Genomic DNA, 20,519 nt, shown 5'->3' with positions numbered 1-20,519 from the left:
GGCCGCTTACATACGTCACCGCTTTCGTGACACGGGTGCCCGTCGAGTCACGGACGGGTTGGCCGAAAACTGCCGGGCAGGCGCCAAGATCGCTGTACCCTCCGGCCATGACTACGGACACGGAGTGCCTCGCACTCACGCAGAATCTGCGCCGCCGCGGGGCCATCGTCCTCGCGGTTTTTGCCCTGGTGTGGGCTTTTGCGGGCGGCTCCGGCATAAGTGCCGTGGGTGTTTCGGTGACGGTCGGCGTGCTCGCCGCCGCGGTGACCGTCGTGGCGGTCATCCTGGCCTTCCGCGGCGGGGCCGGTCCGGCCTCGCGCATGGTGCGGCTCCCGGAGAAGTGGAACCGCGGGGTCGGCATGGTGAACATGGCCGAGCTGGTGGCGATCTTCGTGGTGATCGCGGCGTCGAACGCGAGCGGCCACCCGGAGCTGATCCCGCCCGGCATCTGCCTGGTCGTGGGCCTGCACTTCTTCCCGCTCGCCCGCCTCTTCGACCAGTGGCAGTACAAGTGGACGGCCGTGTTCCTGACCGCGGTCGCAGTGGCCGGCCTGGTGGTTGCCGCGACCGGCACGACGATGGAGACCGTGCGTGTCGTGGTCGGCCTGGGCGCCGCGCTGGTGCTGTGGGCCTCGTCGTTCCACGTCGCCGTACGGGGCTGACGCAGGGACGCCGACGGCCCGACAAGGGGCCCGCGAAAGGGCCCCACAAAAGGATGTACCCATCCAGCTCCCGGCTGGATGGGCGCATCCTTTGGAACGGTGGATCAGCAGGCGGAGCAGGTGCTGGACGAGGACGACGAGGTGCCGATCGAACCGCTGGAGGCGCCCATCTCCGGGAGGGCCACGCCCTGGGCGACCTCAAGGGTCTCCAGCTCGTCGACGTCGAAGCTGTCGAACGCCTTCTCCGCGTCGTCACCGTTCTTGATGTCGTTGATGCTCATGTGATGAATTCCTTCCGGTGTTCCGCGAAGTGGCTTCGCGGGGTGGATGAGCGGTGGGTGAGGGGAAGTCAGCAGGCGGAGCAGGTGCTGGACGAGGACGACGAGGTGCCGATCGAACCGCTGGAGGCACCCATCTCCGGGAGGGCCACGCCCTGGGCGACCTCAAGGGTCTCCAGCTCGTCGACGTCGAAGCTGTCGAACGCCTTCTCCGCGTCGTCACCGTTCTTGATGTCGTTGATGCTCATGTGATGAATTCCTTTCAGGAGTTCCCGGGAATTTCCCGGCGTGACCTTCCCGGAGATTTCCGGGGGGTCTTTTTCTTTCCGCAACCGGTAGCTGCGCAATTAATAATGCTCGGCCGGTCATTCGGTGGCCAGCCTTTGCGCCCCCTCGCTGACATTTATCACGGGGGAATCAACCGGCAGCGACCATTCCGGGCTGTTGAGCATGGCCCAGCCCGCCTCGGGATCGCCGGCCACGGAGTCGTCGGGGCTACGGCTGCCCAGCAGGAAGTCGCCCACGGACGACTCCTTCAGATAGTCGAGGCCGAGGACACGGGCCGACATGTCGGCGTCGCCGTTGCCCAGGCCGCACGGGGCCAGGCCGAGGGCCGTCGCCACCAGGTACATGGTCTGGTAGAGCACACCGGTGTGCCGCAGCGTCGTGGCGTAGGCGATGGCGCGGTACTTCCACGCCATGCGCTGGAAGCGCGCCGTGACGGTGATGAGCACGTCCGGGCGCGTCTCCATCCCGGTGGCGCGTGACGCCACATGGAAGAGGGACTCACGGTCCGTCTCCGCGTCGTTGACGAGGACGAGGCGGTGCGCGACGGGGTCGTAGTAGTAGATGCCGGCATCGAGCCCCGCGCAGCGCCGCACGGTCACGTACAGCTCGAGTTCATAGCCCTGGCCGCCGCTGGGATAGGGCCGGGAGACGACCTCGTCGCGGTCGCTGCCGTCCTCGGGGGTGTAGTGGGCGCGGACGCGGGCCACCCGGTAGAGGAACTCGCCCAGCTGCTCGGCCGTCAACTCCCCTGCTCCGTAGGAGCGGATGGAGCGGCGCGTCTCCAGGGCGGTGGTGAGGGACGGGTCGCGCCCGGCGATCTCCTCCCGTGTGGGCCGGTACAGGTCCACGGCCGGTCCGTCCGGGGCGGGCTTCACCGCGGGCTGGGGGTCGATCTCCCCGCGGTACGGGTAGACGGCGCCGAACACGTCGTCGTAGCGCCCGGAGCGGATGCGGGAGTGGAACAGCAGGTCGTGGAAGTCCCACTGGCGCAGCGTCGGCTCCGTGTCGGAGGCGAACGTGCCGTCCTCGTCGGCGGGTTCGACGAAGCCGGCGCCCACGAGATGGGCGAGCGCGTCGAGGGCGTCGTCCTCGCGCAGGCCGGTGCCGAGCACGCCGGCCGCGACGGGTTCGCCCAGGGCGGCGACCAGTTCTCGGGCCGCGCGGTCCACGAGCACCGCGCGGAACTTCACGAGCGGCGACTCCAGAACCAGGACGCCCTCGCGGGTACGGCAGAACGCGAACCGGGACAGGCGCAGGGTCGTGCCCGGCGCCACCACGGCGATCCGGTGCTCGGCGTCACGCGCGGTGGGCTCGACGCGCAGGAGCTCCCTGCGGTCGGCGGGTCCGCCCCGGGTGAGGACGCTGCGCGCGACGAGATGGCCCGCGCGGTCGAGGAGCCGTTCCACCTGGACGGCCTCGGCGTCCCGCAGCCCTTCCAGCAACTCGCCCATGGGGCGCGGCCCTTCGGCGAGCCGGCCCAGCGCGGTGCGGATGCCGCCGCGCACCGGTCGCAGGGTGAGCGAGGTGGCGGGGCCCGCGAGGGTCGCCGACTCCCCGTCGAAGAGCACCCGGACGTCGGCGCGGAACGCGGGCGCGGTGCGCGGCGGTGATTTCGCCGTCTTCTCGGTCTGCATGCTGATCTCCGGTTCCTTTGAGGCGACTTGCCCAGTCCGCGTGCGGGCGAGGGCGTACTCCGGAAATCACTCTCACGCCGAACGGGAACCCCTCCCCCTGTCCCGCGTGAAATCGGTGACGTACACCATCGGCGGCCATGACACCCGTCACCGCGACGGGTCGATCGCTCGGAATTCCGCGCCCTTGTCCGCATGCTCGGAAGACGAATTCACCATCCGGCCGGGCAAGTCGGCCGAGCGACCTCAGTTAAGGAATCCCCGCCGTGCTTACACGTCGTCATGCAATACGCCTCGGTCTCACCACCGGTGCCGTCGGCGCAGTGGGCGCCGCGGGAGGGCTCTTCCAGACACTGACGTCGGGCGGATCCGCGAACGCGGCAACGGCGGCCGGCGCCCCGGCCGTCACGCCGTTCGCGGTCCCGCTGCCCATACCCAAGGTCCTCGCCCCGTACCGGAGAACGAGCACCGCCGACTACTACGCGGTCACCATGAGCCGCACCAGCCGCCAGATCCTGCCCGGCACCCGCACGGACGTGCTGACCTACAACGGCACGTTCCCCGGCCCCACCATCCGGGCCCGCAAGGGCCGCACCGCGGTGGTCCGGCAGATCAACGCCCTGGACATGCCGACCTCCGTCCACCTGCACGGCGGCAACAATCCCGTGGAGCACGACGGCGGCATGATGGACACGATCGCGCCGGGCCGCTCCAGGACGTACGTCTACGCCAACGACCAGGTCGGGGCCACGCTGTGGACCCACGACCACGCCCACCACATGGAGTCCGAGCACGTCTACCGGGGCCTTTCCGGTCTCTATCTGCTCGGCGACAAGGCGGAGGACGCGCTCGGCCTGCCGTCCGGCCGCTACGAGGTACCGCTCATCCTGCGCGACGCGCAGTTCGACGCGGCGGGCCAGATGGTCTACACGATGGACGACGCGGAGAACCGGACGACGATCCTGGTCAACGGCGCCCCGTGGCCGTACATGAAGGTCGAGGCGCGCAAGTACCGCTTCCGGATGCTCAATTCATGCAACCTGCGCATCTTCATCCTCTGCCTGAACGACGGCAGCCAGATCACCCAGGTCGGTTCGGACGGCGGCCTGCTCCCGGCACCCGCCCCCACCCCGGTCCTCGTCCTGTCCCCCGGTGAACGGGCGGATTTCGTCGTCGACTTCTCGAAGTACGCGCCCGGCACCCAGCTCACGCTCCAGAACATGCTGGGCCCGGGGCCGACCGAACTGGTCGGCCAGATCATGCGGTTCGACGTCGGCGAGAAGACGCCCGACACCAGCCGCGTGCCCGACGTCCTCACCACCCTGCCCGCCCTGCCGAAGCCGACCGTCGAGCGCAGCTTCGAGCTGCGGATGGACGAGCCCGGCACCGGCGACAAGGCCTACATCAACGGAAAGACCTTCGACGCCGGCCGCATCGACACGAACATCAAATGGGGCGACACCGAGGTCTGGACGGTCACGAACACCAGCACCACGATTCCGCACAACTTCCATACGCATCTCGTGCAGTTCCGCATTCTCGAACGCGACGGGCAGCCGGTCTATCCGGCGGAGGCCGGCCTCAAGGACACCGTGCTGCTCTTTCCGGGGCAGACGGCCAGACTCCAGCTCACCTTCGACACGCACAAGGGCGTGTATCCCTACCACTGCCACATGATCGACCACAGCGCCATGGGAATGATGGCGCAGATGAAGATCTCTTGAACTGCCCATTCCACACATCGAATTGCTGGAGAAAGGGGGGAACATGACCGCACGATCAAGCCCGTACGTCCGCCGTATTCTCGACGCGCTCGAACGGGATCCGTCCCGCGCGGTCCTGCACCGGCCGGACGGCACCGTCACCGCCGGTGAGCTGAGCGACTCCGTCCACGGCACCGCGGCCCTGCTGTACGACCACGGGGTCGGCCGGGGCGACACCGTGGCCGTCCTGACCGGGCCGAACCATCCGCTGATGCTCAGCGCCCGGTACGCCGTGCATCTCCTGGGGGCCACCTCCGTCTACGTACGGTCGATGAACCCGAGGACCGACACGGAGACGTTCTCGCTCGGCACACAGACCCGACTCCTGCGCGATCTGGGCGCGTTGCTCCTGCTGGTGGACGAGGAGAGTGCCGAGCGGGGGCGCTGGCTGTCCCACCGTCTGCCGGGGCTCACCGTGCTGCCGATCCCGCGCGGGGCTCCCGCCCGGGCCCTCGATCCGGGCCGGCTGCCGCCGCCGCGGGCCGACGCGCTCGCCGTCGTCGACTTCACCAGCGGCAGCACGGGCCGGCCCAAGATGGTCGCCCAGCAGTTCGGCACCCGTGAGGAGCTCGTCGATCGCCTCGCCCATGGCCTCGATCCCCGGGGACCCGCGACGCTCCTGTCCGTCACACCGATCAGCCACACGACGGCGCCGATGGCCGACGCCGTCCTGTCCAGCGGCGGAACGGTGGTCCTCCACGACGGCTTCGACCCCGACGACGTACTACGTGCCTTCGCCCAACAGCGCGTCACCGACGTGTACTTGGCGGTCCCTCACCTCTACCGGCTGCTCGACCATCCGGGCATCGACACGACCGACCTGTCCTCGCTGCGGCGCATCACCTACAGCGGCACACCTGCGGCCCCGGGCCGCGTGGAGCGGGCCGTCCGCCTCTTCGGGGACGTCCTCATCCAGGTGTACGGCACCACGGAGGCCGGCGGCATCAGCAGCCTCAACCCGCTCGACCACCGGGAGCCGGAACTGCTCGGCTCGGTCGGCCGGCCCTTCCCGTGGGTGCGGCTGGAGATCAGGGCGCCCGGCGGCGGACCGCAGGTCGAGCGGGGCGTCACGGGAGAGCTGTGGGTCAACTCCCCGACGGTGACAGCCGGTTACCTGGACGACGACGAGCTGACCGGCGCCACCCTAAGAGACGGCTGGCTGCGCACCGGTGACCTCGGGCACTGGGACCGCTACGGCTATCTGCGGCTCGACGGACGCGTCGGCGACGTGATCAAGCACGGCGGTCTGAAGCTGGACCCCACGGCGATCGAGGACGCGCTCCTCCAGCATCCGCAGGTACGTCAGGCCACGGTCTTCGGCGTGCGGGACGACGACTACGTGGAGCAGGTGCACGCTGCCGTCGAACTGCACTCGGGCGCCGCCCGCACCTCGTGCGACCTGCGTGGATACGTGGCCGCGACGCTGACTCCGGAGCACACCCCGGTCAGGATCTCCGTCTGGCCGCAGCTGCCGCTGACCCCGTCGGGCAAGCCGGACCGCGCGTATCTGCGCCGGGTGTCGTCCACACCCGAGCGCTCAGGGACGGCGCCGGCGCCCGCCACCAGCTCCCCGCGCGGAGCCACCGCGCGGGACGGCCCCGTCCGCGTACGCGGCACGGGCGCCCCGCCCGATCACGCCATCCCGCGAACCAGAAAGGGCGTCTCATGACCGCATACGGCCACTTCGCCCGGTCGCTGCGGCTGCGGCGGCTCTACCGCCACAGCACGGCCGGCCTGATGATCACCCCTCTCGACCATTCGATCAGTGACGGTCCCGTGGTGTCCAAGGGCATGTCACTCGACCATCTCGCGGGCCGCCTCGCGGCCGGCGGTTCGGACGCCGTCGTCGTGCACAAGGGCAGTGTGCGGCACATCAGTCCGGAGCGGTTCGCCGCGATGTCCCTGATCATCCACCTCAACGCGAGCACCAGCCAGGCGCTCGACCCCAACGCCAAGTACGTCGTCGCCGGCGTCGAGGAGGCCCTGCGCCTCGGCGCGGACGCCGTCAGCGTCCACGTCAACCTCGGCTCCGACGACGAGCGGCAGCAGATCGGCGACCTCGGCCGGATCGCCGACGCCTGCGACCGCTGGAACCTGCCGCTGCTCGCCATGGTGTACCCGCGCGGCCCGCGGATCACCGACCCCCGGGACCCGGAGCTCGTCGCGCACGCCGTGACGATCGCCGCCGACCTGGGCGCCGACCTGGTCAAGACCGTCTTCCTCGGCTCCACCGCGGAGATGCTCGACCTGACGGCGGCGTGCCCGGTGCCGGTGCTCGTCGCGGGCGGCCCCGCCCTCGCCGAGGAGGAGGACGTCCTCGCGTACGTGCGCGACGCCCTGGCCGGCGGCGCGGGCGGCGTGGCGATGGGCCGCAACATCTTCCAGGCCGCCGACCCCAGACGGCTCGCCGCCAAGGTCGCCCGGCTCGTCCACCACTTCCCCGAACAGCACTTCGGGCCGGGCCCCTTCACCGCGTCCGCCGACACGGACAGCGACGCCCGGCTCACCCCGGACCACCTCGACGCACCGACCACCGCCCCGCTCTCCCACGATCTGACAGGAGGTCCGCATCATGACGGACGCAAAACTGTGCTGGCTTGACATCCGCGACGCCGGCACCGCCACCGCCGCCATCCTCGAAGAGGCCGTCCACCAGCGGATCGACGGCGTCGTCGCCGCCGACCCGGCCGCCTTCACCGGCCTGCCCCCGACCATCCGCAAGATCCTCCTGTTCGAGGACGGGGCGGCCTCGGTCCCCGCCGACCTCGGCGAGGCCGACCTGGTGATCGTGCCCGGCGGCAAGGACGAGCGGGCCCCGCTCGTCGCGGCGCACCCCGACGTCGAGTTCGGCCGCTACGTCGAGATCGTCGACGCCGACACCCTGGAGGACGCCTGCCTGGCGGCGCGTCTGGAGGCGTGGAGCGTCCTCGACTTCCGCGACCCGACCAAGATCCCGCTGGAGATCGTCATCGCGGCGGCCACCGGCGCCCCGGGCTCCATCGTCACGACCGCGGCCGACAACGAGGAGGCCGAGATCGTCTACGGCGTGCTCGAACTGGGCTCGGACGGCGTCCTGATGCGCGGCCGCACCGTGGGCGACGCCACCGCCCTGCGCACGGCGGCGACCTCGCGCGGCGGGGAGATCCCGCTGGTGGAGCTGACGGTCACGGGTGCCACGCACATCGGGATGGGCGAGCGTGCCTGCGTCGACACGACGACCCACTTCCGCAAGGACGAGGGCATCCTCGTCGGCTCGCACTCCAAGGGCATGGTGCTGTGCGTCAGCGAGACCCACCCGCTGCCGTACATGCCGACGCGTCCCTTCCGGGTCAACGCCGGCGCGCTCCACTCGTACACCGTGGCGCAGCACGGACGCACCCACTACCTGAGCGAACTGCACGCCGGCAGCTCGGTGCTGGCCGTCGACGTGAAGGGCCGCACGCGTCCCGTCAGCGTCGGCCGGGTGAAGATCGAGACGCGTCCGCTGATCTCCATCGACGCGGTCGCGCCCAACGGCCAGACGGTCAACCTGATCCTCCAGGACGACTGGCACGTCCGCGTCCTCGGCCCCGGCGCCTCGGTCCTCAACAGCACCGAACTCAAGCCAGGCGACACGATCCTGGGCCACCTGCCCACGGCCGACCGCCATGTCGGCTACCCGATCAACGAGTTCTGCCTGGAGAAGTAGCAGCGCCCGTACGCGCGTGAGCAGCGCCCGTACGCCTCGCACCAGGACGCCCCGCCCCGGCACACCCCGTGCCGGGGCCGGCGCGCGTCCGGCCCCGGGCCGCCCCGGTCTCACAGCCATCCGTGCTCGCTCGCGATGCGCGCCGCGTCGAACCGGTTGCGGCCGCCGAGCTTCTTGATGGCCGCCGAGGTGAGGTTCCGTACGGTCCCCGCGGCGAGATACAGCTCGCCCGCTATCTCCTTCACCGTGGCGCCGCCGGCGGTGAGGCGCAGCACGTCCATCTCCCTTACGCTGAGCGCCGATTCACCGGCTGTGGGCGGCCGCAACAGCGCCGGGTCGACGGTGAGACAGCCGCCCGCGACGCCCATGAGGGTGGTGATCAGCTGCGGCAGGCGCGCGTTCTTGGGGACGATGCCGAGCGCGCCCGCGGCGACGGCCCGGTCGACCACCGCGGGGGTGGCCGCTCCGACCATGAGGGCGACGCCGCACTTGGGGTGCCGGGCGCGCACATCGGTCGCGGCCCGCAGCGCCTTGCCGCCCATGGTGGGCTCCCCGAGGAGCAGCACGGTCGGCCGGTGCCGTTCGACGGCGGGCAGCACGGCCTCGTAGGTCGTGGCGAGCCCCACGACGTCCAGCCCGTTGGTGCCGTTGAGCGTCTCGGCGAACGCTTCGAGGACCAGCTGGTGATCACCTGCTACGACCACGCGTACGGACATCTCTCTACCCCCGTATCGATGTACTGGACTCAGGTGCGGAATCGCGATCGGAACCGGAACCGGACGTGCCGAGCAGCCGGTCGACCACCGACCTGGCCAGTTCCTCGGCGCGGGCCTCCTGGTCGATCTCGATGTGCACGGCGTGGACGGGCAGGCCCGCCTCGACGGCGGCCGACACCGCGCGGAACGTGTCCGCGAGGCCGTACGGAGCGTCCTCGGCCGGGACGATCACGACGGCGGCCGTGGGCGGACCGATGTCGGCGGCTATCTGCGCCGGCAACGCGAGAACCGCCTCGGTGTCCTCGGCGTCCACCTGGTACGGCAGCGCCACGAGACCGATGTCGGCCAGCTCCTTGCACAGGAAGGCGGCGTTGGTGGCCGCGTCGTCCCCGCGCCCCCGATGGCCCGCGCCGACGACGGCGACGGCGGCCCCGGCGGCACAGAGCCGCGCGGTGACGACCCGTCCGGTACCGGTGGTGGCGTCGACGACGAGGACGACGCAGCCGTCGAGCGGCGGGGGTGCGTAGGACGCTGCGTGGGACACGAGGACTCCCTGTTCGCGGAATACGATGAGCAGGTAACGTGCGGAATCTGTGGACAGCTTGAAACGTGCGCGTCGCCGGGAATGCGGCGCGCCCTGATGAAGTGGAGTTCAGGCGCCTTCGCCTGGCGCTGAATAAACGTTCAACCGTGGTTCAAGGGGGAAACACCACGTGGACGAAGTCTCGTCACTGGATCAGCAGACGCTCGGCGTCTACCGCGCGATTCTGTTCCACAAGGAACACGATCCGAAGCGCCTCGCCGCTTTACTCGACTGCACACCGGAGGCGGTGGAGGCGGCCCTGGAGAGGCTGTCCGAACTCTCCCTCCTCGCACCTTCGACGGACTCACCCGGCCGGCTGCGGGCGGTGAACCCGTCGCTCGGCCTGAAGGTCCTCCTCCAGCGGGAGCAGAACGAACTGGCCTGGCGCCAGCAGCGCATCGAGCAGAACCGCGCCGCGCTGGCCGCGCTCGCCGCCGAGTACACGGCGTCCGGCTGGTCGAACACCCTGGACGGTACGGAACACCTCGACAACGTCGACGACATCCGTATCCGTCTGGAGGCGCTCGCCGAGTCCTGCGTGCGCGAGTCCCTCGCGTTCCACCCGGTCAACGCGCTGACCCAGGAGTCGATCGAGGCCGGCCGGCCCCTCAACGAGCGGGCGCTCGCGCGGGGGGTGCGCTTCCGGTCGATCTACCTCGACAGCGTCGCCAACGACCGTGTCACCAAGGCGCACGCGCAGTGGATGGCGGAGCGGCACAGCGAGATCCGGACCTCGCCCACGCTGCCGATGCGGCTGCTCATCGTCGACAACACCGCGGCGATCGTGGCCGGTCTGCCGGGTCAGGCCCAGCCGTCCGCGCTGCTGTTCAGCAGCCAGCCGGTGGTCCTCGCGATGCGGGCCCTGTTCGAGGCGTACTGGGAGCACGCCTGCCCTCTCGACCGGCCGGGCGACGCCCTGCCCGGCGGGCTGACCCCGCAGGAGCGCAAGCTCCTCCAGCTCCTCGCGACGGGTCTCACCGACGAGGCCGTGGCCCGTGCGCTCGGTATCGGGGTCCGCACCGAGCGCCGCATCATGGCCGAGCTGATGGAGCGCCTCGGTGCGTCGAGCCGCTTCGAGGCCGGCGTGCAGGCCACGCGCAGGGAGTGGATCTGACGGGGCGTCGTCGTCCGCATCGCACTCACCGCTGAGGGGTGACGGGCCAGACGAAGTCGTCGGGCGAAGAGGGTATGCCGGGCAGGCCGGGCAGGTTCTGCGGAAGGCTCGGCCACACGAAGTCGAGGGGCCGGGCCGGCGGGGTCGGCCACACGAAGTCGTCGGCGGAGGCGGGGGCCGCCTTCGGGACGCCGGCTCCGTGCCCGGTGGCCCCGGAGGGGAGGGCCTGCGCGGGCACGGCCCACAGGATCCCGCCGAGTACGGCGGCGGCGAGGACGGTACAGCGGGTGGTGGCACGGGACATGAGAGGTCTCCATTCGCGAGTACGGTGCGGCGTACGTTCGATGCGTTGACCTGCGCCGGTCCGGTCCGTCTCGGCCGTTCCGACTGCGTGCCTAGAGATAATCACCGCGCCACCCCCACTGTCCGCATCCGGCCACGCCAGGAAGCTGCATGGCAGGGAGTTGCCTGAGGGGCGGGGACTTCGGGTGGGGCCTATCGGCCCTCGGCCCCGGCGTCCGGTCCGGCCGCCGCGCGGCGGAACTCCGCGTTGATGCGCAGGGCCTCCTCGAGCTGGTCCTCGAGGATGATGATGCGGCAGGCGGCCTCGACGGGGGTGCCCCGGTCGACGAGCTCGCGGGCCCGTGCCGCGATACGCAGCTGGTAGCGGGAGTAGCGGCGGTGTCCGCCGGCCGACCGCAGCGGAGTGATCAGGCGTGCTTCTCCGATGGCCCGCAGGAACGCGGGCGTGGTGCCGATCATCTCGGCGGCCCGGCCCATCGTGAAGGCGGGGTAGTCGTCGTCGTCGAGACGGCCGAGCGGTCCTTCTGCTGTCATTTCACCTCGTCGAGGGGCGCATGGAGGGGCCCCGGCGCCGTCGCGGCGACCGCGCCCCGGGCAAATTGAACACCATGCGTCCGCGAGGCCACGCCGCCGCCGGGCCGCGCGCACGCAGAAGGGCCCCGACCGGTTCCCAGGTCGGGGCCCCTCTGTCGCCGGGCCTCGGTGGCCGGCGGCGGCGTGTCTACGCGGAGGCGGGCGAACCCATCAGAGCCGACGCGACCTGCAGCGGCGTGAGTTCAGCCCTGCCGGAGCCGCCCGCGGAGACCTCGGTGCAGGCGAAGCCGAGCGCGGTGAGCGCCCTGACCACCTCACCGGAGGTGAAGTCGCGCCGGTCCTGCCGGGTGATGACGGCCCCGACCTGCTTGACGGGGTAGCGGCGCCGCCCGATGAGCACGGAATCGCCGGTGACGGGTTCGGGTTTGACGCCCTTCATCGCCTCCAGCACGTCACTGCTGAAGAGTTCGAAGGGGAATCTGGCGATGACACAGCGCATGGAGGGCCTCACAGGGAGAGGGACGGACCGGAGCTGTGGACGATGTCCCGCAGCTGGATGCGATCGGTGTAGCGGGCGCTGTCGCGCACGGCGTCCAGCTCGGCGCGGCTGACCGTACCGGTGCAGCGGCCGTCCTCGTCGCAGAGGAGAAGCCGGCCGGCACGGGAGCTGTCGAGGACGGACAGAGCGACCTCGACGGTCATGTCGGCCCAGACGCGAGCTCCCGACGGCCTCGGGGACGCACCCTCCGCAGAGGGGCGGGCCGTCTCGCGCGGATGTGTCTCTACCAGTGTCAAAGTGCCTCCTGTGGGATGACGAATGGGGCTTCGGGTCTTGAGGGAGCAGGTCAGGACGCCGCGGCGACCGGGGACACGGACTGCCGGAAAGTTCCCGCGCCCTGCCCCGTGCGCGGCTGGTCGACGGCGCGCCTCGGATCGGCGGCGCGCCGGGCCTCGGCGGAACGGCTGCGGCGGCCACGGGTGCTCGCCCCGCTGCGCCGAGGGCGTTCCGCCACCGGCGCGGTGATGACGACCGGCACACCGGACGGCGTCCGTGCCCCGGTGATGCGGCTCAACTCGGCTTCGCCCGAACGGACTTGGGCGACCTGCGGGGTGATCCCGGCGTCGCGCATCAGCCGGCTCATGTCGCGGCGCTGGTGGGGCAGGACCAGGGTGACGACGCTGCCGGACTCCCCGGCACGGGCCGTACGGCCGCCGCGGTGCAGGTAGTCCTTGTGGTCGCTCGGCGGGTCGACGTTGACCACGAGGTCGAGGCTGTCGACGTGGATGCCGCGGGCGGCGACGTTGGTCGCGACCAGGACGGTGACGTGGCCGCTCTTGAACTGGGCGAGGGTGCGGGTGCGCTGCGGCTGGGACTTGCCACCGTGCAGGGCGGCGGCCCGCACACCGACGCCGAGCAGGTCCCGGGTCAGCCGGTCCACCGCGTGCTTGGTGTCGAGGAACATGATGACCCGGCCGTCGCGGGCGGCGATCTCGGTGGTGGCCGCGTGCTTGTCGACGGCGTGCACGTGCAGGACGTGGTGCTCCATCGTGGTCACCGCGCCGGCCGAAGGGTCGACGGAGTGGACCACGGGGTCGTGCAGGTAGCGGCGCACGAGGAGGTCGACGTTGCGGTCGAGCGTGGCGGAGAACAGCATCCGCTGCCCCTCCGGCCGCACCTGGTCGAGCAGGGCCGTGACCTGGGGCATGAAGCCCATGTCGGCCATCTGGTCGGCCTCGTCGAGCACGGTGACTGCCACCTCGTCGAGCCGGCAGTCGCCTCGGTCGATGAGGTCCTTGAGCCGCCCCGGGGTGGCGACGACGATCTCGACGCCGCCGCGCAGCGCTCCGGCCTGGCGTCCGATGGACATGCCGCCGACGACGGTGGCCAGGCGCAGCTTCAGCGACCGCGCGTACGGGGTGAGCGCCTCGGTGACCTGCTGGGCGAGCTCGCGGGTGGGGACGAGGACCAGGGCGAGCGGACTGCGGGGCTCGGCGCGCCGCCCGGCGGTACGGGCGAGGAGGGCGAGCCCGAACGCGAGGGTCTTGCCGGACCCGGTACGGCCGCGGCCGAGCACGTCACGCCCGGCGAGGGAGTTGGGCAGCGTCGCGGCCTGGATGGGGAACGGCTCGTTCATGCCGAGGCTGGTGAGCATCCGCAGGAGCTCGTCCGGCAGCGCGAGTTCCCCGAAGGAAGCGACGGCGGGGAGGCCCGGCCGAACGGTCTTCGGCAACGCGAACTCCCCGGAAACCACACTCCGGCTCGATCGCCCGGCTCGACTCTCTCGACCTGTCCCATACGTACGTTTCATGATGGGCAAAACCTTCCTGGACGCGGCGAAAATTCACGGCACGCGTCAGGGAATTCCCGCGACATTTGAACAGCAGGGAATCGCAGGACCGAGCCGAATAATGGGATGCCAAAAGGATGAACGGCACCCGGAAAAGCAACGAGCTGGGGCCCGCACCCCAAGGTGCGGGCCCCAGCTACGGTCTACGCGTCAGCGACGACGTCAGGCGGTGACGATGTTCTCCGCCGTCGGGCCCTTCTGGCCCTGACCGATGTCGAAGCTCACCTTCTGGCCTTCCTGCAGCTCACGGAAGCCCTGGGCGGCGATGTTCGAGTAGTGGGCGAAGACGTCGGGGCCGCCACCGTCCTGCTCGATGAAGCCGAAACCCTTTTCCGCGTTGAACCACTTCACGGTGCCAGTAGCCATGTCATATCTCCTTCGGGGCAGTGCCCGGAGCCCGCACTGTGCGAACTCCTGTCGCTGCGATCATCGCCCCGCCCGGAAAAGACACCGGAAACAGAGAAGCGCTCCCGCCGGAACGAATATTCCGGCGGAGGCACTCGAAGTTTTTGGGAACCACAACTGCAACTAAATCCAACAGTAGCACGCCGCCCCGAAATCACGCAGAACTCCAATTTCCCAGCCGTGCCGCCGGGAAAAACTTCAGCCTCCCGCCCGCAATTTCTGCACTCGCCGGAACAGATATCGCTCACTGTCCGGAAGCCGACCCCCAGGTCACGAGCCGTTGTTCATGACTCCCCTCCGATCGGGTGTTCCGCTCAGTTGTGCGCCTCGTCGGCGACGCGGACGGCACGGGCCAGGAAGTACTCGGACGTGTCCTCGTAGCAGACGAGCCGCCAGCCGTTGCCGTCCAGCATGGGCCGCAGATTCGGCTCGCCCAGCGGGTCGTCGGGGCTCAGGGGGCGGCCGTGGCGCCCACCTGAGAGCCGGAACCCGTACGGGCCACGCCGCCCGCCGCGACGGCGAGAAGCCGGGCCCCCAGCCCCACCCCGAGCACCGGCACCTCGGCGGCCAACGCCTCGCGCAGCAGAGCGAGTTCGGCACCACGTGTGGGAAAGCCGTCATCGCTGTACGCGGCCATGGGGCCGCCCATCACGACCAGCGCCTCGACGCCGGCCAGGCTCTCCGGCAGCGGATCCCCCGCCCACACCCGGCAGACCCGCAGCCGCAGCCCGGCCGCCACCAATGCCTCGCCGAGCGCGTAGGGCCCCTCGGCCCCCACATGCTGCACCACCAGTACAGCCGTCCGGGGGCGGCCAGCAGGTCGGCCGTGGTCGCGCCCTTGGTGCACAGCCGCCCGAAGTTGGCGGGATGGGCCTTGTCACCCGACGCCTTGAGAATCTTCCGGCGCCCGTCGGCCCCGGTGGCGACGTCGAGCACCATCCCGCAGCCCACCCCGCAGTACGAGCACACGGTCCGCACCTGCTCGGCACGGCCCCGCGGGTCCTGAGTGGCCACCGTGCGCCCTCTTTCGTACGGCCGGACGAGACCACCCGACCGTACGAAATGCCCGTTACCCCGACGTCAACCCGAGTGATCACGACCGGTTACGCCCGCCACACACCCACCGACCCGCGGCTGTGACAAGCGGGGCGCCCGCCACGCTGCCGTCCCCTGTTCAGGAAGCCTGCCTCGGCCGTTCCGGCTGCAGACGCAGCTGCCTGCGGCTGCGCTGTTCGGCGACGTCCGCCACGGGGGCCGACAGGAGCAGGGTTCGGGTGTAGGGGTGGTCGGGGGTGCGTGTGATGTGGTCGGCTTCGCCCGTTTCCACGATCTCGCCGTGATGGATCACGGCGACCCGGTGGCTCATGCAGCGGACCACCGACAGGTCGTGGGAGACGAAGAGGTACGACACCCCGGTCTCCTGCTGGATCTCCAGGAGGAGGTCGAGCACGGTCCGTTGCGTGGTGAGGTCGAGCGCGGACACCGGTTCGTCGCAGACGACGAGGCGCGGGCGGAGCGCGAGGGCGCGGGCGATGGCGACGCGCTGGCGCTGGCCGCCGGAGAACTCGCGCGGCAGGCGTCGCGCCGCGTCGGGCGGCAGGTGGACCCGGTCGAGGAGGCCGCCGACCCGGCCGCGCGCCTCGCGGGCGTCGACGCCCTGCGCGAGGAGCGGTTCGGCGAGGGTGTCGCCGATGGTGAGGGACGGGTTCAGCGATGTGTACGGGTCCTGGAAGATGACCTGGAGGTCACGGCTGAGGGCCCGGCGGCGTGCCGTGGTCGCCGTGTCGATGCGTTCGCCGTCGAGGGTGATGGCGCCCGAGGCGACCGGCACCAGACCGAGGATCGCGCGGCCGATGGTCGTCTTGCCCGAGCCCGACTCGCCGACCAGGCCGAGGGTTTCGCCGGGCCGGATGTAGAGGTCCACCCCCTTGAGCACCTCGGAGCGGGGCGCGCGCCACCCCTTGCCGGGGAACGACACCCGCACGTCCTCGACGGTCAGCAGGGCTTCGGACGCCGATGGGCTGGTCATACGGTGGTGCTCCTTGCCTCGCGGGGCTGCCAGGGCTCCCGTGCGGGGGCGGTGTCGAGAACGGCGTCGAGCAGGGTGCGGGTGTAGCCGTCCTGCGGGTCGTGGAGCACCTGCTCGGTGGTGCCGGTCTCCACGATGCGCCCCTTGTTCATGACGGCGACCCGGTCGCAGAGGTCCGCGACGACGCCGAGGTTGTGGGTGACGAGCAGGACGCCCAGGTTCCGCTCCTGCTGGAGGCGACGCAGCAGGTCGAGTACCTCGGCCTGGACGCGGACGTCGAGGGCGGTGGTGGGTTCGTCGGCGATGAGGAGTGCGGGGTCGCAGGACATGGCGCCGGCGATGAGCACGCGTTGGGCCATGCCGCCGGATATCTCGTGCGGGTAGCGGCGCATGACCTGCTCGGGGTTCGGGATCTCCACCGTGCGGAGCAGGTCGACGGCGCGCTCGGCGGCCTCCTTGCGGGACAGGCCGAGGACGTGGCGCATCGGTTCGATGAGCTGGCTGCCGATGGTGAAGGCCGGGTCGAGGTTGCTCATCGGTTCCTGCGGGATGTACGCGACGGTCGCGCCGCGCAGGGCGCGGTGGTCCCGCTCGGGCATCCCCACGACTTCCCGGCCCGCGACGAGGACGCTGCCGCGGGAGATCCGGCCGCCCTCGGGGAAGATGCCGAGCACGGAGAACGCGGTCTGCGTCTTGCCGGAGCCCGACTCGCCGACCAGGCCGACGATCTCGCCGGGCCGCACATCGAGGTCGACCTCGTGCACGACCTCCTGGTCACCGCCCTGGGCTCCGGGGTAGGCGACGGCGAGCGAGCGGATCGACAGAAGCTCGGCCCGCTCCTCGCCGGAGTCCGCGGAGGCCACGGCATCGGCCGTACGGGCGGGAGTTCGCGTACGACGGGACGCTTGTCCCGCGCGGTTCTCGAGGGAGTCCCGCAGGGCCGTGGCGATCAGGACGAGCGCGGCGTTGGTCAGGCCGAGGGCGAGCCCGGGCCACAGCAGCAGGATCGGCCGGCGCTGGATGTTCTGGAACGCCTCGTTGAGCATGGCGCCCCAGGTGGCGGAGTCGCCGCTGCCGACACCGAGGAATTCGAGGCCGGCCTGGAGGGCGATGGCGAGGCCGGACACGAGGGCGATCTGGATGATGATGGGGCCGCGGACCACGGCCAGGACGTGCCGGGCCACGATGCGGGTGTCGGAGAGCCCGGAGACGCGCGCGGCGTCGACGTACAGCTCGCCCCGGACGTTCGCGACGATGCCCCTCACCAGGCGGAAGAAGCTGGGGGACGACAGGAATCCGAGGACGACCATCAGGACCCAGACGTTGGGGCCGAGGATGGCGCGGGAGGCGAGGAGCACGACCATGGCGGGCAGCGCCATGACGAGGTTCACGAGCCAGTTGGCGACGGAGTCGAAGCGGCTTCCGTAGTAGCCGGCGTACAGGCCGGCGGGGACACCGAGCAGGAGCGCGATACCGAGGGCGATGACGGCGCCGCCGAGGGTGTTGCGCCCGCCGTACAGGATCCGCGAGAGGATGTCGCGGCCCGCCGAGTCCATGCCCAGGGGGTGGCCGGAGCTCGGACCGGCGAACGCGTCGGCGAGCGAGGCGGCCCCGGGGGCCTGGGGTGCGAGGAGCGGGGCGAGCAGCATCGCCGTGACCAGGAGCAGAAGCACCGCCAGGGCGACGGCGCCCAGCGGATTGCGGACGAGCTGCCGGAGGGTGCCGCGAGAGCGGTCGGCGTCCGCCGGTGTCTTCGCGATCGGTGCCGGATCGGCAGGGAGGTTCTCGCTCACGCGATCCTCGCCTTCGGGTTGAGCCAGCCGATCATGATGTCGACCAGGAGGTTGATCAGGACGACGCCGATGACGGTGAGCATGACGAGCGCCATGATCACGGGGATGTCGCCGCGGGTGGTGTAGGTGACGGTCATGCTGCCGAGGCCGGGCAGGCCGAAGATCTGCTCGACGAGGACGGCGCCGCCGAGCAGGCCGACGAACTGCATGCCGAGGACGGACAGGGCGGGCGCGGAGGCGTTGCGCAGGACGTGCTTGAGCACGATGCGGGACGGGGGCAGTCCGCGGGCCCGCAGCGTGCGGACGTAGTCCTGGCGCAGGACGTCGATGACGGCGCCGCGCACCTGCTGGGAGACGCCCGCCACGGAGGCGACCGACAGCGAGATCACCGGCAGCGTGACGGTGGAGAGCCAGCCGCCCGGCGACTCGGTGAACGGGGTGTATCCGATGGCGGGGAACCAGTTCAGCCGGACCGCGAAGACCAGTACGAGGATCAGCGTCACCAGGAATCCGGGGAGCGCGTAGCCGAGGACGCCGAGGATCTGGACGCCTCGGTCGACGGCGCCGCCGCGGCGCATCCCGGCCCACGCGCCGAGCAGGAACGAGACGAGGGCGGTCACGAGCGTGACACCGAGCATGAGACTCACGGTGACGGGCAGCCGGTTGGCGATGGCCTGGGAGACGTCCTCACTGGAGAACCAGGACGTGCCGAAGTCCCCGCGCACGGCGTGGGAGAGCCAGTCCGCGTACTGCGCGAGGACCGGCCGGTCGAGTCCCAGCTGGGCGTTCTTGGCGTCGACGACGTTCTGCGACGCTCCCTCGCCGAGGAGTTGGCGCCCCACGTCCATGTCCGGGATCGACAGAAGCACGTAGGAGAGGAACGAGATGACGAGCAGGAGCACCGCTCCCGCGGCGATCCTGCGGGTGATGAAGGTCAGCATGTGTCTCGGTATCCGTGACCGGCGGCCGAATCGGCCGGGCGTGAACCGCGGACGCGGTGGCCCCGCTCCGGGGCGGGGCCACGCGCGGCGCGTGGGACGTCTCGCACCGCATCGGCGGACGAGATCGTGAGGCGACCCTACCTGCGGTTTTTACCGCCGAGCAGGTGTGCCGGGAGGAGTTTGACCACCTGGTGAGTGAGGGACGGCCTGCGGAGACAGTGGCTGTTCGGGCCCGACGCGGTGCCGGTGGAAGCGCCGGTACGCGACTCCCTCGGCCGGTACGGCCCTCACGTGAGCGACTCCGCCGGGGATCCGGTCACGGGCTGACCCTCGCGAGCACCTCGGCGGCCATGCTGCGGTGGCCCGCGGCGTTGGGGTGGAAGCCGGCGGCCTCCGGTGTCTCCTTCGGCTCGATCCAGCGCACCCCCTCGGCCTTGCAGGCGTCGTGCCCCACCGACGGCGTGTAGGTGTTGACGTAGGTCGCGCCGTAGGCGGAGGCCTGCTGGGCGAGCATGGAATCGAGTTCCTTCTCCTTGTCGCGGAACCAGGCGAAGTCGCCCGCCGCGAAGGGGATGGCGTCCCGGCACGCGGAACCGTCGTCGGGCATGATCACCGGATAGCCGACCAGGAGCACCCGCGCCTGCGGTGAGCGGGCGTGGATCTCCTGGAGGATCGCGTCGATCTTGGGCGCGGTGGCATCGATGCGCGAGCGGATCTCGTCGGTGCCGAGCAGGGTGTAACTCGTCTTGCAGGGAGACCCGCTCGGGGCGAGATACGCGACCAGGACACAGCGGGTGCCGACTTCCTGGAGGCCCAGGTCGTTGCCGCCGATCCCCAGGGTGACCAGGGTCGTGTCCGGGCTCAGCGCGTCCAGTTGGGGAGGCGCCGAGTCCTGCGGCTGGGTCATGTGGCTCGTGTCGGCGCCGGCGCAGGTCACGTCGGTCACGCTGGTGGCGTGCAGGGCCCCGGCGACCAGCGAGGGGTAGTTGCTGTCGGAGCGGCCGCAGGTCGAGTCGGCCTCGTCGGGGATGCCGAGCCCGGAGCTGTACGAGTCCCCCAGCGCCACGTAACGCACCGGGGCGGCTTGCTGCCTGGCGTGCGCGGGAGGCTGCTGGTCGCTCGGGCGGGCCGCCGCGGGCTGGACGAGGGACAGACCCACCAGCCCGGCGGTGCCCACGAAGACGGCGGCGCGGAGCAGAGGGCGCCGGGCGCCTTCTGCGGATGATGGCTCAGCGGAGGAACGGTGCGAACGGTGCAGCTGCACTGCTGTACCTCTTCTCATCTGCGGCATGGGCGCACGAGGGACCTCACTCGGACGAGGACGACCGAGCTCGAAAACCGTACGGTGATCGGTTTCTGGTCGTCAAGACGTCTGCGCGCGACAACTTGGACACCCCCGCCCGGCGCGCCGCACCACTTGCCGGGACACCCCGGGAGACCTTG

General features: G+C 70.8%; 22 protein-coding genes and 1 pseudogene. 6 read left to right on the top strand and 17 right to left on the bottom strand.

What is annotated here, in order from left to right; all coding sequences use genetic code 11:
• The first annotated feature begins 107 nt into the window (after positions 1–107).
• On the top strand, positions 108–662 hold the full coding sequence (locus tag LGI35_RS32570) for a hypothetical protein (RefSeq protein WP_227297859.1): 555 nt from the start codon (positions 108–110) through the stop codon (positions 660–662).
• Between the two features lie 104 nt (positions 663–766).
• Here LGI35_RS32570 and LGI35_RS32565 read toward each other — a convergent pair whose 3' ends face one another.
• The 3 genes from LGI35_RS32565 to LGI35_RS32555 form a co-directional block, all read right to left on the bottom strand.
• The gene (locus LGI35_RS32565) at positions 767–943 is read right to left on the bottom strand and encodes a thiazolylpeptide-type bacteriocin (RefSeq protein ID WP_100591202.1); all 177 of its coding nucleotides are present in this window, start codon (positions 941–943) and stop codon (positions 767–769) included.
• A gap of 68 nt (positions 944–1,011) precedes the next feature.
• Positions 1,012–1,188 carry a thiazolylpeptide-type bacteriocin gene (locus LGI35_RS32560; RefSeq protein ID WP_100591202.1) on the bottom strand — a complete coding sequence of 59 codons (177 nt, stop codon included), beginning with the start codon at positions 1,186–1,188 and terminating at the stop codon, positions 1,012–1,014.
• Positions 1,189–1,305: 117 nt separating this feature from the next.
• A complete protein-coding gene (locus LGI35_RS32555) occupies positions 1,306–2,862 on the bottom strand; it encodes a SagB/ThcOx family dehydrogenase (protein ID WP_227297858.1) in 1,557 nt (518 codons plus the stop codon).
• Positions 2,863–3,125: 263 nt separating this feature from the next.
• Here LGI35_RS32555 and LGI35_RS32550 point away from each other — a divergent pair, with 263 nt between their 5' ends.
• From LGI35_RS32550 to LGI35_RS32535, 4 genes are read left to right on the top strand one after another with little or no spacing between them, the layout of a single operon-like run.
• Positions 3,126–4,583 carry a multicopper oxidase family protein gene (locus tag LGI35_RS32550; protein WP_227297857.1) on the top strand — a complete coding sequence of 486 codons (1,458 nt, stop codon included), beginning with the start codon at positions 3,126–3,128 and terminating at the stop codon, positions 4,581–4,583.
• Between the two features lie 43 nt (positions 4,584–4,626).
• Positions 4,627–6,291, top strand: a complete 1,665-nt coding sequence (locus tag LGI35_RS32545; RefSeq protein ID WP_227297856.1) for a class I adenylate-forming enzyme family protein — start codon at positions 4,627–4,629, stop codon at positions 6,289–6,291.
• Positions 6,288–7,223, top strand: a complete 936-nt coding sequence (locus LGI35_RS32540; RefSeq protein ID WP_227297855.1) for a 2-amino-3,7-dideoxy-D-threo-hept-6-ulosonate synthase — start codon at positions 6,288–6,290, stop codon at positions 7,221–7,223. The genes LGI35_RS32545 and LGI35_RS32540 overlap by 4 nt, the downstream gene beginning before the upstream one ends.
• A complete protein-coding gene (locus LGI35_RS32535) occupies positions 7,195–8,310 on the top strand; it encodes a 3-dehydroquinate synthase II (protein ID WP_227297854.1) in 1,116 nt (371 codons plus the stop codon). The genes LGI35_RS32540 and LGI35_RS32535 overlap by 29 nt, the downstream gene beginning before the upstream one ends.
• A 110-nt stretch (positions 8,311–8,420) precedes the next feature.
• Here the strand turns inward: LGI35_RS32535 and LGI35_RS32530 are convergent, their stop codons facing one another.
• Complete coding sequence (locus LGI35_RS32530) at positions 8,421–9,026, bottom strand: response regulator transcription factor (RefSeq protein ID WP_227297853.1); 606 nt, start codon at positions 9,024–9,026, stop codon at positions 8,421–8,423.
• Positions 9,027–9,030: 4 nt separating this feature from the next.
• Positions 9,031–9,570, bottom strand: coding sequence for a hypothetical protein (locus LGI35_RS32525; RefSeq protein WP_227297852.1), 540 nt, complete (start codon positions 9,568–9,570; stop codon positions 9,031–9,033).
• A gap of 169 nt (positions 9,571–9,739) precedes the next feature.
• On the opposite strand from LGI35_RS32525, the gene LGI35_RS32520 reads away from it, so the two are divergent.
• Positions 9,740–10,723 (top strand): helix-turn-helix transcriptional regulator, encoded by a 984-nt coding sequence (locus LGI35_RS32520; protein WP_116508841.1) that lies wholly within the window; start codon positions 9,740–9,742, stop codon positions 10,721–10,723.
• 25 nt (positions 10,724–10,748) lie between these two features.
• Here the strand turns inward: LGI35_RS32520 and LGI35_RS32515 are convergent, their stop codons facing one another.
• The 12 genes and pseudogenes from LGI35_RS32515 to LGI35_RS32460 form a co-directional block, all read right to left on the bottom strand.
• Positions 10,749–11,027, bottom strand: a complete 279-nt coding sequence (locus LGI35_RS32515) for a hypothetical protein (RefSeq protein WP_227297851.1) — start codon at positions 11,025–11,027, stop codon at positions 10,749–10,751.
• A gap of 191 nt (positions 11,028–11,218) precedes the next feature.
• Complete coding sequence (locus tag LGI35_RS32510; protein ID WP_227297850.1) at positions 11,219–11,560, bottom strand: MerR family transcriptional regulator; 342 nt, start codon at positions 11,558–11,560, stop codon at positions 11,219–11,221.
• 187 nt (positions 11,561–11,747) lie between these two features.
• The gene (locus tag LGI35_RS32505; protein WP_227297849.1) at positions 11,748–12,059 is read right to left on the bottom strand and encodes an SCO5918 family protein; all 312 of its coding nucleotides are present in this window, start codon (positions 12,057–12,059) and stop codon (positions 11,748–11,750) included.
• Between the two features lie 8 nt (positions 12,060–12,067).
• Complete coding sequence (locus LGI35_RS32500) at positions 12,068–12,262, bottom strand: CBS domain-containing protein (protein WP_227297848.1); 195 nt, start codon at positions 12,260–12,262, stop codon at positions 12,068–12,070.
• A 143-nt stretch (positions 12,263–12,405) separates the two neighbouring features.
• Positions 12,406–13,869 carry a DEAD/DEAH box helicase gene (locus LGI35_RS32495; protein ID WP_227297847.1) on the bottom strand — a complete coding sequence of 488 codons (1,464 nt, stop codon included), beginning with the start codon at positions 13,867–13,869 and terminating at the stop codon, positions 12,406–12,408.
• Positions 13,870–14,070: 201 nt separating this feature from the next.
• The gene (locus LGI35_RS32490) at positions 14,071–14,274 is read right to left on the bottom strand and encodes a cold-shock protein (protein WP_116508854.1); all 204 of its coding nucleotides are present in this window, start codon (positions 14,272–14,274) and stop codon (positions 14,071–14,073) included.
• Between the two features lie 490 nt (positions 14,275–14,764).
• Positions 14,765–15,103: a glutamine amidotransferase-related protein gene (locus LGI35_RS32485; RefSeq protein WP_227300617.1), complete on the bottom strand. Its 339-nt coding sequence runs from the start codon at positions 15,101–15,103 to the stop codon at positions 14,765–14,767.
• Positions 15,104–15,108: 5 nt separating this feature from the next.
• Positions 15,109–15,327: pseudogene (locus LGI35_RS32480) on the bottom strand (hypothetical protein); the annotation flags it as partial.
• A 160-nt stretch (positions 15,328–15,487) separates the two neighbouring features.
• Entirely contained in the window at positions 15,488–16,342 is an 855-nt protein-coding gene (locus LGI35_RS32475) for an ABC transporter ATP-binding protein (RefSeq protein ID WP_227297846.1), read from the bottom strand.
• A complete protein-coding gene (locus tag LGI35_RS32470; RefSeq protein ID WP_227300616.1) occupies positions 16,339–18,102 on the bottom strand; it encodes a dipeptide/oligopeptide/nickel ABC transporter permease/ATP-binding protein in 1,764 nt (587 codons plus the stop codon). Before LGI35_RS32470 ends, LGI35_RS32475 begins: the two co-directional genes overlap by 4 nt.
• Before the next feature lie 29 nt (positions 18,103–18,131).
• The gene (locus LGI35_RS32465; RefSeq protein ID WP_227297845.1) at positions 18,132–19,076 is read right to left on the bottom strand and encodes an ABC transporter permease; all 945 of its coding nucleotides are present in this window, start codon (positions 19,074–19,076) and stop codon (positions 18,132–18,134) included.
• A gap of 316 nt (positions 19,077–19,392) precedes the next feature.
• The gene (locus LGI35_RS32460) at positions 19,393–20,253 is read right to left on the bottom strand and encodes an SGNH/GDSL hydrolase family protein (RefSeq protein ID WP_227297844.1); all 861 of its coding nucleotides are present in this window, start codon (positions 20,251–20,253) and stop codon (positions 19,393–19,395) included.
• Positions 20,254–20,519: the final 266 nt, after the last annotated feature.

Origin of the sequence: Streptomyces longhuiensis (assembly GCF_020616555.1) — a bacterium.
Taxonomy (GTDB): domain Bacteria; phylum Actinomycetota; class Actinomycetes; order Streptomycetales; family Streptomycetaceae; genus Streptomyces; species Streptomyces longhuiensis.
This window is presented reverse-complemented; position numbering and strand designations above follow the sequence as displayed.